Source organism: bacterium (assembly GCA_036382775.1).
GTDB lineage: Bacteria > Hydrothermota > Tepidihabitantia > SM23-42 > JAOAFX01 > DASVHD01.
The window spans coordinates 125,191-140,228 of the sequence record DASVHD010000029.1; the positions used below are offsets into that span (position 1 = coordinate 125,191).

15 protein-coding genes are annotated in these 15,038 nt (G+C 51.8%); 5 read left to right on the plus strand and 10 right to left on the minus strand.

Translation table 11 applies throughout. The features are described from left to right. The first annotated feature begins 5 nt into the window (after window positions 1–5). From VF399_05790 to VF399_05810, 5 genes are all read left to right on the plus strand, one after another. Window positions 6–668: a hypothetical protein gene (locus VF399_05790; GenBank protein HEX7319849.1), complete on the plus strand. Its 663-nt coding sequence runs from the start codon at window positions 6–8 to the stop codon at window positions 666–668. Continuing rightward, window positions 665–1,531, plus strand: coding sequence for a hypothetical protein (locus tag VF399_05795; GenBank protein ID HEX7319850.1), 867 nt, complete (start codon window positions 665–667; stop codon window positions 1,529–1,531). Before VF399_05790 ends, VF399_05795 begins: the two co-directional genes overlap by 4 nt. Continuing rightward, a complete protein-coding gene (locus tag VF399_05800) occupies window positions 1,528–2,160 on the plus strand; it encodes a hypothetical protein (protein ID HEX7319851.1) in 633 nt (210 codons plus the stop codon). Before VF399_05795 ends, VF399_05800 begins: the two co-directional genes overlap by 4 nt. Window positions 2,161–2,251: 91 nt before the next feature. Further along, on the plus strand, window positions 2,252–3,172 hold the full coding sequence (gene fba, locus VF399_05805) for a class II fructose-1,6-bisphosphate aldolase (GenBank protein ID HEX7319852.1): 921 nt from the start codon (window positions 2,252–2,254) through the stop codon (window positions 3,170–3,172). Between the two features lie 132 nt (window positions 3,173–3,304). Beyond that, complete coding sequence (locus tag VF399_05810) at window positions 3,305–5,125, plus strand: DUF885 domain-containing protein (protein ID HEX7319853.1); 1,821 nt, start codon at window positions 3,305–3,307, stop codon at window positions 5,123–5,125. 82 nt (window positions 5,126–5,207) lie between these two features. Here the strand turns inward: VF399_05810 and VF399_05815 are convergent, their stop codons facing one another. From VF399_05815 to VF399_05860, 10 genes are all read right to left on the minus strand, one after another. Next, entirely contained in the window at window positions 5,208–7,442 is a 2,235-nt protein-coding gene (locus VF399_05815) for a patatin-like phospholipase family protein (GenBank protein ID HEX7319854.1), read from the minus strand. Between the two features lie 140 nt (window positions 7,443–7,582). After that, the gene (locus VF399_05820) at window positions 7,583–8,218 is read right to left on the minus strand and encodes a SagB/ThcOx family dehydrogenase (protein HEX7319855.1); all 636 of its coding nucleotides are present in this window, start codon (window positions 8,216–8,218) and stop codon (window positions 7,583–7,585) included. A gap of 41 nt (window positions 8,219–8,259) precedes the next feature. Then, window positions 8,260–9,084, minus strand: coding sequence for an arsenite methyltransferase (gene arsM, locus VF399_05825; GenBank protein ID HEX7319856.1), 825 nt, complete (start codon window positions 9,082–9,084; stop codon window positions 8,260–8,262). A 1-nt stretch (window position 9,085) separates the two neighbouring features. Next, window positions 9,086–9,364 (minus strand): HgcAB-associated protein, encoded by a 279-nt coding sequence (locus VF399_05830; GenBank protein HEX7319857.1) that lies wholly within the window; start codon window positions 9,362–9,364, stop codon window positions 9,086–9,088. A gap of 100 nt (window positions 9,365–9,464) precedes the next feature. After that, complete coding sequence (locus VF399_05835) at window positions 9,465–11,114, minus strand: tetratricopeptide repeat protein (protein ID HEX7319858.1); 1,650 nt, start codon at window positions 11,112–11,114, stop codon at window positions 9,465–9,467. 112 nt (window positions 11,115–11,226) lie between these two features. Then, window positions 11,227–11,658 carry an OsmC family protein gene (locus VF399_05840; protein HEX7319859.1) on the minus strand — a complete coding sequence of 144 codons (432 nt, stop codon included), beginning with the start codon at window positions 11,656–11,658 and terminating at the stop codon, window positions 11,227–11,229. Window positions 11,659–11,718: 60 nt separating this feature from the next. After that, a complete protein-coding gene (locus tag VF399_05845) occupies window positions 11,719–12,492 on the minus strand; it encodes a 5'-methylthioadenosine/adenosylhomocysteine nucleosidase (GenBank protein ID HEX7319860.1) in 774 nt (257 codons plus the stop codon). Between the two features lie 52 nt (window positions 12,493–12,544). Beyond that, a complete protein-coding gene (locus VF399_05850) occupies window positions 12,545–12,817 on the minus strand; it encodes a DUF5661 family protein (protein ID HEX7319861.1) in 273 nt (90 codons plus the stop codon). Between the two features lie 121 nt (window positions 12,818–12,938). After that, the gene (locus VF399_05855; protein HEX7319862.1) at window positions 12,939–14,237 is read right to left on the minus strand and encodes a pitrilysin family protein; all 1,299 of its coding nucleotides are present in this window, start codon (window positions 14,235–14,237) and stop codon (window positions 12,939–12,941) included. A gap of 9 nt (window positions 14,238–14,246) precedes the next feature. Continuing rightward, window positions 14,247–14,999, minus strand: a complete 753-nt coding sequence (locus tag VF399_05860; protein ID HEX7319863.1) for an MBL fold metallo-hydrolase — start codon at window positions 14,997–14,999, stop codon at window positions 14,247–14,249. Window positions 15,000–15,038 lie beyond the last annotated feature (39 nt).

The following is a 15,038-nucleotide window of genomic DNA, read 5'->3' on the forward strand; positions in this document are numbered from 1 at the left end:
CTGCCATGAAGAAAAAGATCCCCCTCGCCCTTGTTTTTATTGCCGGCGTCTCCGGGCTGGTTGCCGCGTTCGTTCCCCACCCCATCGTGAAGGCCGGTGATGAAATCATGCGCAACGATGTTCTGCGGATTATCCAGTCCTTCGCCTTCATCCTCGCCTTGAGCAGCCTTGTGTCCGTGCACACGTCCAAGATCAGAACCAGGCGCCACAAATGGCCTTATTCGATCGTACTGCTGGCATCATTCCTGATCACCTCGGTCATCGGCCTGGGCGGCGGCGTCAGCGGTAAGGGCATCTTGCCGACGCAGATCGGCAATTTCAATTTCAACATCCAGACCATATACCAGAACGTCATCATCGCCCTTAGCACCTCGATGTTCGCCCTGCTCGCCTTCTACATGGCTTCAGCTTCATACCGCGCTTTCCGCATCCGCTCTTTTGAAGCCACGCTCCTGCTTTCGGCCGCATTCATCGTCATGCTGGGCGTGCTGCCCATCGGCGACGCGATATCCCATCACCTGCCGGCGTTCGCTCAATGGATACTGGACGTGCCCAATGCCGCGGGCCAGCGCGGCATTGCGTTCGGCATCGCGCTCGGCGGCCTGGCAACCGCGCTCAAGATCGTGCTGGGCATAGAACGTTCCTGGCTGGGCGGAGGCGGCGCATGAAGTTATTTGAAACGCTTACTCGGATCGACCGCCGGATCATTTTTCTCGCTCTCGGCGGGCTGATCATATTCTCGCTGTTGTTCCCGCGTTTTCTAAAGGTCAGGGTATTCCCCCCGGTCACCAAACTCTATGAAGCGATCGATAAGATCACGCCGGACAAAGCGCTTATCCTGGATATCTCCTACGGACCGCAGTATCAGGCAGAATGCGAACCCATGGCTTATACCGTGCTGCGTCACGCTTTCAAGAACCGCACCAAGGTCCTCGCGCTCAGCCTGTACGCAGAGTACCTGGGTCTGGCGAAAAAAGTGCTGGATGATGTGATCGCGGAATACAACCGCAACGCGACATCCCGCGCCGACAGCTTGATCTACGGACGAGATTATGTATTTCTTGGCTGGCAGCCTCCGCCTATTATTCCCATCCTCGGCATGGGCGAGAGCATCGCCGGCGTTTACCAGGTCGACTACTATGGGAACCAGACCGACACGCTGCCGCTCATGAAGCATATCAAGAACTACAACAACGTCGACATTCTTGTGGCCCTGGGCGGCGGCACCGGTTCTGAAAAGTGGTGGGCCCAGTTCGCTCAGCGGAAATTCGGCCTCCGCGTGGGCGCCGGTTGCAGCGCGGTGCTGGGCGCCGATTACTACCCGTATTATCAGTCAGGGCAGTTCACCGGCATGATGGTTGGTGTCAAAGGCGCTGCCGAATACGAAGAGCTTGCTTCCTCGCGGGCCAACATAACGGCAGAACGCGTGGCGAGCGAGCGCATGCTGTCGCTGACCTATGCCCACCTGATCATGATCGCCTTCATCGTCATCGGCAACATCAGCTACTTCGTAACCAGGAGGAAAAAATGAACTTTGACCCGTGGATCTGGATAGGCGCGCTTCTCAGCCTCGCGATCTTTTCGTTCCTGTACAAAGAAAACCCGGTTTACTACGTTGCCGAGCATATATATATCGGCGTTATCAACGGGTACCTGGTCACGTTCTACTGGCATAACATCCTCGTCCCCATCCTGTTCAAGCGCCTTTTTTCCGGCATGTACCTGCTCATCATCCCGGCGTTCATCGGGATGCTCTATTTCACGCGCTTCATCCCCAGACTGTCATGGCTGGTCAGGATCCCGATCGCCCTGTTCATGGGGTATTATACCGGTCTGTTCATTCCGGTTACGATCCAGGCCGACATCATAAAACAGATCCAGGCGACGCTCCTCAATTCACAGAACTTCAAGATGTGGAATGCCGGGGCTCTGGGCATTGTCTGGTCGGTGATCCTGCTAATCGGCGTCATCTGCACGATCTCTTACTTTTATTTTTCCCGTGAGCACAAGGGCGTCCTGCGCGTGACCTCGCGCATCGGCATTGTTTTTATCATGCTCGGTTTCGGCGCTTCGTTCGGCTACACGGTCATGTCCCGCGTAACCCTGCTGATCGGAAAACTGCAGTTCCTCATGGGAGACTGGCTGGGGATTATAAAATAGGAATTCGACCTGTCATTTCAGATAATAATCGTGATCACGCCATTATGCCAATTGGCGAAATAACGCAGTCTGTGAATGGAAAGGATGCGAAATGCTTACGACATTGAATGATGTCCTGCCGGACGCGAAGAAAAAACACTATGCGGTCGGCGCTTTCAACACCTCCAACCTGGAGATCACCCAGGCGATCCTGGCCGCGGCCCAGGCGCTGTCTGCGCCGGTGATCATCGCGGTCAGCGAGAAAGCGATCCAGTACGCAGGCCTGCCTCAGATCACGGCGATCATAACGGGGTTGGCGCGTAAAATAAGGATCCCGGTGGTCATTCACCTTGACCATGGACCGTCGTTCGAACTGGCCGAAGCGTGCATCCGCGCGGGGTTCACGTCGGTCATGATCGATGCCTCTGCGCTGCCGTATAAGGAAAACGTCGGGCTCACCCGCAAGGTGAAAGCGTTTGCCCGCAGGCACAAGGTGTCGGTCGAAGCCGAGATCGGCCGTCTGGCCGGGATCGAGGATAACGTCGCGGTGTCCCATGATCAGGCGCTTTACACCGACCCTGGAGAAGCCCGGCGTTTTGCCCGGGAAACAGAATGCGACGCCCTGGCGATCGCCATCGGTACTTCCCATGGCGCTTACAAATTCAAGGGCAAGCCAAAACTGCGAATCGATATCCTGAGGCAAATCGCCGCGGAAGTGAAGATCCCCCTTGTTTTGCACGGCGCGTCGAGCGTCAAGAAAAACTATGTGGAGTTGGTCAACAAATACGGCGGAAATCTGACCCACGCGCGCGGCGTCACGGATGCGTTGCTCAGATCGGCCATAAAGAGCGGTATTACCAAGATCAATGTCGACACGGACCTGCGCATCGCGTTCACCGCGGGAATAAGGCAGTACCTGACCGAAAACCCGGCTGATTTTGACCCCCGCAAATCCCTTGCCGCCGGCCGGGACCAGATCACCAGGGTGATCAGGGAACGGATCAGGGTGTTCGGCTCAAAAGGCAGAGCTTAACAAGTTTTGCCTATATGTATCTGGCACCTAGCATCTAGTATCTGACATCTAGCACTTAGAACCTAGCATCTGTGTTTATGTGATATTTTTTTGAGAAACCGGCATATATCTAACATGAAAAGGCGGGGGACCATGAAATCCTCATTATTCAGCATTTCGATCGTTTTGACGCTAATGCTTAACTCCTGGGCGGACGCGCAGAAGGTTGCGGATACGGGCGACGGCGACATTGAACAGCTGTTCACTGATTTTGTCCGTGATTACGTGGCACTGAGCCCGACTACGGGCACGACCCTGGGACTTCCGGCATCAGCCGGTATCCCGGTCCGCAATGACCTTCTCGACGACATTTCGCAAAAAGGCCAGGATCAGGAGTTCGCCCTGTACAAGGAATACCGCGCGCGTCTTGACCGTCATGAAGAAAAAGACCTGACTGTTTCCCAGCGGCTGGCCTGCGCTCAGCTTAAGTGGTACATGGACATGCGGACCGCGGGTGACGCATATCGCTATAACCGGTACTTGATCAACCCTGGTTTTGGATTTCATAATGAATTGACGACCCTCATGACCGAGCATCACAAAATAAAGAAATTTAAGGACGCTGAAGATTATATCGCGAGGTTGAAAGGCTATCAGACCTATATTCAACAGCTGCTGGATCACCTTGCTATCTGCGAACAGAAAAAAGCGGTCCCGCCGGTCTATATAATTTCAAACCTGGAAGAGATCTTATCTGAATTCATTTCTGTTCTTCCAATCGAAAATATCCTCTATACATCGTTCCGGGACCGTTTATCGGAGATCAGTGCCGCTGATGCCAGAACAAAAGACCGGTTGAAAAAAGAAGCTTTGAAAGCGATCGATAATTCCGTCTATCCGGCATACCGAAATGTCATATCGTATCTCGCCACATTGAGACCAAAAGCTGATAGTCTTGCCGGTGTTTGGAAACTGCCCCAGGGCAACGCTTATTACCAATACTGTCTCAATTTTCACACCACCACGGGCATGGCGCCGGCTGAGATCCATGAACTGGGACTGGCCGAGGTCGCGCGTATCGAGCATGAACTTGTTAAGATTTACAAAGAACTTGGGATCCCCGGTAAAAATTACCAGGAAATGGCTATTGCCTTCCAAAAGCTAATATTGGCCGATACCACCGGTAAATTTCTCTATCCGGCAACGGATGTGGGCAAACAGCAAACCCTTAAAGGTTACCAAACAATAATCGATACGATGTACGCGCACTTGCCGGATATGTTCGGCACCGTGCCTAAAGCGGTCGTAAAGGTCGGTCGCGTACCCGAATTCAAAGAGGCGACGGCCGGGACATACTATCAGCCGCCGCGTCTGGACGGTACTGGAGGCGGGATCTTCTACGCCAACCTTGGTTACCGGCACTCCAAGCCGGGCATGAAAGCGTTGACTTATCATGAAGCAATACCCGGCCATCACCTTCAGATCGCTCTGGAACAGGGATCGGCTGACGCGCGTTTGTTTAAAAGTTTATTTTTCTTCACGGGCTATGTCGAGGGCTGGGCCCTCTATGCTGAGCGCCTGGCATTGGAAAACGGTTTTTATACCGATCTGTACAGCCGCATCGGTTATCTGCGCTCTGAATTGTTCCGCGCCGTGCGCCTGGTCCTGGACACCGGTATTCACTGGAAAAAATGGTCGCGCGATCAGGCGGCCGCGTACATGCAGGAACACTGCCTGTGGAGCGCCGATGGAGAGATATACCGCTACATTGTCTGGCCGGGCCAGGCATGCGCTTACAAGACCGGCGAGCTGGCCATCATCCGCCTGCGCGAATCAGCGCGCGCAGCGCTGGGCAGGGATTTCGATATCAGAGAATTCCATGATGAGATACTTCGCTACGGCTCGATGCCGCTTGACCAGCTCGAAGAACTTTTGGAAGACTACATCGATACAAAAAAGGGTGCTAATTACTAGCCGTTTTACTACATGCTACTTATCGAAGATCCCGCTTTATCAATGCTGTTTTTTTATGAAATAAAAGCGGGACTACTTACTGTTATTTCGTGTACCTGAAGTCCCGACCGATAGAAAAAAATATCGCGGCGGTTTTGCATTTAAAACCGTCGCCCCATTGCGGATCTGTGGCACCGGTGGTCAATTGGACCGGTCCGATGGGCGTATCCATCCATATTCCAATGCCGCATCCATAGTGGTAATCCAGACTGAGCGGGTCGGTAATATTGAGGATATTTGTAATGTCCGAAGTGAGCCCGGCCGCGCCCACCAGTCTTAAATAGAGCGAAAAAGTCCTGCTTCGAGCTGTGCCCAGAACGCGGTAGTTAAGGCTCACGTTGGAAGTCAGTTTTTGCCTGCTCATTACGTGTTCTAACCGGTATCCGACGAATGACGCGCCGCCGGTATAAAAGCGCTCTGACCAAGGCAGATCGCCGGCCGAGGCGCCGGCGCAAAGAACTCCCGAAGTGCTGAAACGTCCGAAGAGCGGTTTGTTCGCGTCAGTAATGAGCGCTATCCGTATGAATTCCGCGCGGCTGTGAAAAAGAGAACCCGCATACTGCCATTCAATTCGGACGAAGTTGTTGTCCGACGAGAGGTCGCACCCGGCTTCGTCATTCTGCTCGACTGATATGGTCGGCCCGATGATCCATTCGTCCATGGGCAGGGTATCGAACACGGCGAGTTGCGGAAAACGGTACAACGCCTGGTGCGCCTTGAAACCAAAGCCCACGTAAGTATCGTATCCAAGGTTGCAGTTTATCTCCGACGCTGCGCCCCGGCAGTCAATGTTATAATCGGCAACCCAGCCCGAACCATCGTAATACGACCGGTCAATGGATGACCAGAATGGATCGATGTGCCCGAATAACGTTGTATATTGGGGGTTCAAGTATTCAATCCGCACGCGGTATTCGCTCGGCTCGCCCAGCGTCGCTATTCCACTGGCGCCGAAACTGCTGCCCCCGATATTGTCAATGCCCATTTCCAGGCCGATCGTCGCATTATCATAGTTGTCATAACGCAGTCCCAGCAGGTAATACCCGAAATCCCGCTCGTGCACTTCGATCGTGATCTCAACCGAATCCCCGCCGTCATGCAAACGGTAATCGACATGTTCGAACAGGCCGGTCTCGTAAAGCTTGATCAGGTCTTTGATAAAAGCGTCAAAATCGAGCTGGCTTCCGGGTATTATTTTCAGGATCCTGGATATTTTTTTTGCGGACAGTGTCTTCATTCCTTCAAATGATATCTTTCTCACAAACGGTAGCGGCCGATGCGTGATCTCTTTCTTTGCCTTTATTATCGTCCTGCCCGCGATACTCTCGCGGATCCCGTCCAGTGCCATTTCCGCTGTCTGTTCGCCGACCGCGATCAACTCCTTTGCCTGATCATAATTAGTGGCGTCAAATTGCGAGAGGTCCGGTTCGATCAGGATATTGGCGATCTTTTTCTGCTTTTCAATGTCCGAAATGCCGAACATGCTGGTCGTGCGGGAGATGATATCAATCATGGATACGCCGGCTTGCTCGTTTTGCTTTATGGTCAGCGACGCGATGATAAGATCAGGTTCCATTTCTTTTATCGGTTCCACCGGCAGGTACTGCATAACGCCGCCGTCAACCAAACGCATATTCGTGAACATGCTAGGAGCGAAAACGCCTGGTATGGCGATGCTGCCCCGGATCGCTTTTACGAGACTGCCGCTGCAGAACGTGATCTTGCGGCCCGAGTTCAGATCCACGGCGATCAGGCGGAGGGGGATCGCCAAGCTGTCATAATTGCCGCCGGCATCGTATTCCGGCCGGGCCAGGTGTTGCGCGAGAAAGAACTCCACGTTCTGCAGGTTGGCCACGCCGCTGGGCAGGGCGGGGCTGAAACCATGGTGCTCCAGGCTGACAAGATAGCCCAGTCTCTGCCGCGTGCCCGGGTGCTGGTTCACGCCGGACGGAAGGCCAAAAACGATCATTTTCTTCCAGTCGATGCCAAGGGCGATACTTTCGATCTGCGTGGCGGTATAACCAGCGGCGTAAAGGCTGCCGATTATCGAACCCATGCTGTTGGCGGATATACACGAAACGTTGATCCCCTCCCGTTCCAACACCTTGAGCACGCCGACATGGGCAAGACCCAGGGCGCCGCCGGCGGAAAGGACCAGCCCGATCTTTACCGAGTCAGCCGGTGCCGGATCCCCGGCGACCGTGAAGACAGGCATCGAAAAAATAATGGTGATCACCATTGAAAAAGCAACTGGAGATCTACGCCCCGCTTTATCCATGATCCCATCCTTTCTTGCTTACCGGCTGAATTATACAATTTTGCGCAGCAAAATCAATACGCGATTGAAACGACCGGATCGAATATTTTGTCTTTAATCACATGATCAACTAATAACGTAATTGACTGCCTTGTCCAATATCAGTACGAAACCGGATTGTTAAGCATCAGATATTGCGTTTCATTTAGTTTTAAAGCCGCCTTCAGCTTTTTCAGGTCCATGATGGCCCGCGGCCTGGTTCTCAATCCCGTCGCCGCGCAAAAGACCGCGATGTTCTGCGAAACGATCCCCGCGTCCATGGCCGCCCACACAAGCTTCAGCGAATCGCCGCCATGTTTGAACCGGGAGATATCGGAAACAAGCAGCAAGATCACGGGCGCCTTTGCCGCGAACTCCTGCCGCGAGGCAACCAGCGACCTTGTGTCTCCCTCGGTCACTTGACCCAGCGCGTGCTTTTTCGCGTCATAAAGGTAAGTACCTTGTTTGAGGCAAACATAAATATCAACGTCCTGCGCGTTCGTCGCCGATGGCGCGGTGCGCTTTCCGTTCTCTGGCCGGTTGATCCCGTTAGCGGCCCAGATGAGGTCGGACAGGTCCTGGTCACTGAGCATGACCGTATCGAAATCGGTCGCCGAAGCTCTTACCTTAAGGGCTTTCATGACCGGCAACCCGCGCGTGGTGTCCGGCGGGATCAGCTGGATGGCCTGACCCGCCTGGGCGTACGATAAACAAAACATGACGTTCAATAATATGCCAATGATAACCGACTTTTTCATGATTCTCCTTTCCTTTAGATCTAATCCCGGGTATCCAAGCTCTATTTCACCGCCTGAATGTAAGCACTGACAACATGCTCGGCCAGGAACCTTATCATCGTGAGTTTTTTCCGGTCGGCTTGAGAAAACCCTTTGTAGTCTGCAGCTGCCGCTTTGACTATTTTACCCGCTTTGTCATTTACCGCGATCTTGATATTTTTGAATCCGGCCGCCTTGACCGCCCGCTTGTAATCATCAAGCAGGATTGCGCCGCCGATGCAGCTCGTGTACGCCTCGATACTGTTCCTTAACTTCGGAGGCAGCTTCTTGACCAGGGCCAGGTCCGAGACCGCGATCCTTCCGCCTCTCTTCAGCACGCGGTAGACTTCTTTCAGAACCGCCCTTTTATCCGGCGCCAGGTTGATAACGCAATTCGAGATCACGACGTCCGCGCTCTGGTCTGCGACCGGCAGATGCTCGATCTCGCCCAGCCGGAACTCGACGTTGTTATACTTGACCTTCATTGCGTTTTCCCGCGCCTTTTCGATCATTTCCGGTGTCATGTCCACGCCGATCACCCGTCCCTTTTTACCAACCCTTTGGGCGGCGAGAAAACAATCAAAACCGCCTCCGGATCCAAGGTCGACGACCGTGTCTCCCGCTTTAAGCGACGCGATGGCGACCGGGTTGCCGCAGCCCAACCCCATATTCGCGCCTTTTGGTGCGGAATTCAGTTCTTTCGCCGAATAACCCATGGCTTGGCCCGATGTTTGAAGTTCGCCGATTCCGCATTCGCATGGCTCAGCCGGACCGCAGCATGAACTACCCTGTTTAGCCACCGCGGCATACGTTTTCCGCACTGCTTTCCTGATCTTATTTGCCTTCATTTTAAGCCTCTTTTCCCTTGCCCAGCACCGAATCAACCTTTATCTTCACCATCCGGTCAAGCTCTTCGACCTTCATCAGCATGAAGCAGCATGATCCTTTCTCGCCGCTTAGCGCAACGACCGCCAGCTTGTCGCCGGCCTTGATCTTTGCCTTATCCCGCAGTTCTTTCGGCAGCACGATCTGTCCCCGCTCGTCGACCCCCACCACTGCCGAGACGCTGCAACAATCCCCGCCGCCTCCGCCCGGGACGCATCCCACCATCCGTTTTTGTCCTTTCATGGTAATTTCTCCTTATCTTTCAGAATATTCTTATTATTCTGATAATTCTGATTTATATGAATTAGACATTAAGCCGATACGAAAAGTTTATTCGGCTTTATCATTTATCGTGGTCTTTTGTTATTGACCTCTGCTTTGCGCCGGTTCTTTTAAATATCGCGGCGGCTTCCTTCAGGCATTTACCAGCTTCCTCGTTCATGCCGGCGTGTTTCATCATAATGCTCAACTCATCCAGCGATCTGGCAAGTTCGATCATCATATTCTGTTTTCTTGCCAGATCTGCCGACTGCTGAAGGTATGTGATCGCTCTCGTGATCAGAATGGCTTTCTTTCCGCCCGATGCACTATACTGCGCGTGAAGCGCTTTGCCCAGCGCCCGCAAGGCGAGGACATCGTGCTCTTTTGTGCCGGTTTCTTTTGCCAAAGACAATGCCTTTTTGGCATAGCCGTATGCCCGGGCTGATCTATCACGGGCTATGCTCAATTCGGCAGTAAAAGCATAGACCTTAGCCAGATTATATTTATCTCCGATCTCCTTTAATATTTTCTCGGCTCTTTCAAGATACCGACCGGCAGCCGCGTATTTTTTAAGCTCAATATAGTAGGCGCCAAAATTCATGCAGGATAGACCGATGCCGTTTTTATCTCCCATTTCCATCCTCATCGCCTGGTCTTTTTTAAAATAACGCAGCGCTTTCTTCAAATTTCCCTTATTTAGATACACCGTGCCGATGTTTTGGTATGCAATGCCGATGCCAACTCTATCTCCGGTTGTCATCGACAGAACAAGTGACCTTTTAAAGCAGTCCAGCGCCTTGTCGAACTTACCTTCGTTGTGATGAAGCAATCCGATATTGCCTAACACCAAACCGGTTTGCGTTTTATCACCGATCTTCTCCGACCTGGAAAGCGATCTTTTATAGTATTCTAGCGATTCTCCGTATTCTCCCTTGTCAAAATAAACAAGCCCGATATTGTTCAAAGCTGTGGCGATCCCTGTCTTATTGCCTATCTCTTCATATATACAGAGCGATCTCTTATATTGTTCCAATGCCTGGTCGATCTCTCCTTTATTGGTGTAGACGGTTCCGATATTCCCATAAATAATCCCAAGCCCCCGCTTATCGCCAATTTCCTGTTTTATTTTAAGGGATTTATTAAAATACTTCAAGGCCTGGTCAGGTTTGCCTTTGCCGTGATAGACTAGACCGATGTTCCCGGAAACCATACTCACCACAATTTTGTCGCCTATTTCCGTAGCAATGGCCAAAGACCGGTTATAATACCTGAGCGCCTTATCCAGTTCTCCCTTATTCCAATAACTGTTCCCGAGGTTATTGCCTGCTACTGCGGTCCCTCTTTTATCATGGGATTTTTTTTGAATCAGAAGCATCTTATTAAAATATTTTATCGCTTTGTCGTAGTCACCCTGACGCCGGGCGACATTGCCGAGGATACCGATCCCCCGTCCATAAATTTTTTGTTCCTTTTTTTGATCGATCTCCGCGAAAGCTTTCCTGACGATCTTCTTAGCCTTGTCAAAATCACTGCTGCCTTCGGTATAAATATAGCCGATATTCAGCATTGTTTCCGGCACGATCAAAGGATCCGGATTCCCGGTTATTTCGGCGGCTTTAAGTATGCTGTGGTAGTCTTCGATCGCCCGGCTGAACTTACCAAGAATTCTATAGACATCGGCCCTGCCGTTAAGCACCCGGACCAGGAGATCTTCAATTGAGTTGGTGGTCATTTTCAGGCGCATATCTGTGCATTATACAACGATTGCCGCTGATGTCAACGAAACGTTCTGTTGGGCTAGATAAATGCTGTAGTGGTAAAAACAGGTTTGCTTGTAGGGAGCTCTAACCTGTTATTATTTTGAATTCGGTCGCGACTTCCACGTTATTTTTCAACATCGCCCATACCGGGCAGAATGTATCTTCTGATAGCTTGATCGCGCTCTGAACATCGGCATCGACCGCATCCTGGGAATTGATGACGAATTCGAGCATGATCTTCCTGAATGACGTCGGGTGTTGATCCCGCCGGACACCCTGAGCTTCGATCACCATTCCGGATACGTCTTTTTTCATCCGCCGGAGCAGGGATGCCACGGTCGAACCGCAGCAGCTAGCAAGGCTGATCAGCAGCAATTCAAGCGACATATAACACTGCCCGTCGCCGAGCGGCGGTACATAATCGATCGTGACCGGTGCGTTCGACCCGGCCGTGCCGGTAAATTGTAGTTTTTTATTGATGAGCTTCACGGTGATCGCCGACTGTTCGTTACCCATGGCATATCCTCCTTAACTTTTTTGCCCTATATATCAAGATGGAAAATCCGGAATCCGATCTTATTGCTTCAGCGATCCCACGATCTCCACCACCAGAACGCTGGAATTCCGAGCGGCATAATCCACGAAAGCATCGAAGTCCACGTCGGCGCTCTCGTTTGCCAGGTCAGACAGGCAGCGGATGATCAAGAACGGGATCCGATTGATCGCGCATACCTGGGCGACCGCGGCGCCTTCCATTTCCACGCAGTCAGCCCGGAAGGTTTTTTCCAGCCACTGGCGTTTAACTTCGCTGGCGATGAACTGGTCGCCCGTGACCACCCGGCCGGTCTTGACCCGCGGATAATGACCGGTTTCCTTGCAGATCTTCTCGGGTATTTCCTGGAACTTGACGTTGCCTGCCTGATCGCGGGCAAGTCTCACCAGAAACGTGTCGGCCGCGTAACCAACCGTATCCCAGGGCGTGAATCCCCCGGGTTCTATCACGCCGTAGTCATGATGGAATACCTTTTCAGAAATGATGATATCGCCTATGTCAAGTTTTGGATCTATGCCGCCGGCAACCCCGCCGAAGATGACGGCGTCGACGTCGTATTTGCTGGCCAATATTTCCGCGGTTATCCCGGCGTTGACCTTGCCCACGCCGGCCATGACCAGAACGCACTCCACGCCTCTGATCTTACCGCGGGCGAATATCCGGCGACTCACGGTATCGACGTATTCCACCTGCATTTGCTCTTTTATGTAAGCGAGCTCCACGTCCATCGCGCTGATTATGCCGATCCTTTCATAAACGCCCGTCCCGAAAAGCAGGATCGATATCAATGTCAACATCGGACCTCCCTGATAGACTTAGATTTTTACAATCGGCGCCTTCGCGCTGAGTCTACTCTTTCCCCCAGAATTTATCAGCTTCTTTTTCCATTTTTTCAAGCCGATCATAATAATCCGCAAACTCGTTCAAGTGCGCGAGCGCGATTTTGCCGGTTGTCAACGGATCATCGTTCGTCACGTTCGTCCAGGCATCGACAGTTCCGTGTTCCAGTTCGACATCCATGCCCCTTCGGAACTGGTCCACGTCGAACTTGTCCCACTTTACGCCGAGTTTTTCGCCGATCTTTTTTGCTTCCTCATCGCTGATATGTTTTTTTGAGCTCACGTATGCCTCCTGTTATCTATCCAGCATATCATCCTTGCGATCCATGTTTTATCCGGCCATATTATCCCGGATTTCCCGCCCAAGTCAAGCGTACAATGATGATCTTATAGCAAGGTGGAATTCAATATTTTCTGATTTTGATTATGGCTGCAGCGCTTTTTTCTAAGGCAAAGTACTCTCCCGCCGCCGAAAGCTCCTCCTGGGTTACAGCGTCGATCTGCTGCATGAGCGTATCGCCGTTAATGCCGAGCTGTTTCTTTCGTCCTATGGCGAAGGCGACGCCGTATGAATCGCCCGCGAGCACACTGTTTGGGTAGGTCTCCCGGCAAAATATAAAGTTGAAATTCCGTCTTGAGGCTATGATTTCCTCATTATCGATCTTCCGGATCCTTATCTCATCCACGTATTTTTCAAGCCGGTCAAGGGCTGCCTCGGGGTTCTCTTGATTTTCAACCGGCAAAACAAGGCTTATGACCTCGGGTCGGTCCAGGGCAGCATAGAAAACCAGGAGCGTATTCGGGGAAAATTCCAATGCCTGCGAATTTACCTGAAGTCTATGTACTAAAACCAGATAAGCCGGATGCAATCGGTCTGCCGGAGAGGGAGCCCTGTATGATAGAGCGACACAGGACTGGGCATTTGGAAAAGATGGTGTTATATCTTTGATCTGTAATTTTTTATGGCCAGGTAAAGGAGTAACGGTCTTGGCTGGGACCGGTTCACCGGTCTGGATATTCGAGAACAATTTGTCGATCCGCTTCCTAATTTTTCCCGGCTCCACGGGCCCGCAGACAATGATCTGCGCATTGACCGGTTTGTAAAAGGTGCTCGCGCGCGCGCGCAGTTCGTCAACGGTTATGGTCCGTATCTGTTCGCTCACCCCGCCCTTGCGCTCTTTGAGCTGAGAGCCGAGAAGCATTTCCGCCGAAAGGTTCTGGCTGGCGAGCATCGGGATCCTGTCGTACATATTGATGAGTTCCTTTTCGATCCGGGGGATCTCCCGGTCGAGGTCATTTTCGGTGATATCGATACTTTTCATCCTGGCCGCGGCCATCCTGAGCTCCGCATCAAGTTGTCTCTTGGGGAAAACTGTGGCGATGACCGTGTAATCCATGCCGGTCTGGGCGTTCCATCCTTTTGGATAGTCAGCCATAAAGCGATTGATATCCCGGGACGGAAATGCTCCGGCGGCTGAGGTGACGTAAAGGTGTTCGATAAGATGCGCCATGCCTGATTTTTCCAGCGGGTCGCTGGTTTCACCGATCGAATATAATGTGACCATGGAGATAAGCTCTCCCTTTTTAAAGGGAATGATAATGACCTTGAGCCCGTTGGAAAGCTGGTATTCAGTTATCGATGATTGCCGCGCGCAGGATATTACTACGGCAGAGATCAATATCGTTGCGATAAAATATTTCATGGATCCTTCTTAATTTTGCAGAAAGGGATTATTGCATTTTTCTTCGCTAATCGTGGTTGTTTCGCCGTGCCCGGGATACACGACTGTATCTTCCGGCAGCTTACTCAACTCTTTGACCGATCTGATTATATCTTCACAAGAACTATCGATTGTATCGGTCCTGCCAACCGATCCTTTGAACAGCGTGTCGCCGGTGAAGACCGCCTTCTCCTTTTTTGAATAGAGTGAAATGCCGCCGGCACTGTGTCCCGGCGTATGGATGACGACAAATTCCAGCTCTCCGACTATTATTACATCGCCATGATGAAGCAAACGGTCCGCCGGCGGAGAAGAAAATATCTCGAACCTTAAACCACAGGCATTGCAGCTCAAGACCGCTTTTTCCTGGCCATTCAGGATCTCGACGTGATTAGATCCTTCATTGCCGCAAGCCGGGCAAGGACGTCGCGGGTCGGTTTTGATCATCTTTGACCACCATTCCCAGGGTTTTGGCAACACCGCTGCATCCAACTCGTGTATCAGTATTTCAGCGCCAGTGGCCTTCTTAAGTATGCTATTGCCGGATGTATGATCGCTGTGGTGGTGAGTATTGACAATATACCTCAATTTTATTTTGGGCTTATTGATCGCGCTGCTGAGCTTATCCTTTTCTTCTTTTGTCCTGACATCGGGATCGACAACCATCGCGTCCCTGGTTTTTTCACACGCGACCAGATAACAATTCGTTTCGATAGGCCCAAAAACAAAGTGTTTGACTAACATGTCATTTTATTATCCGCAAACCGATCAAAAAATCAAGCA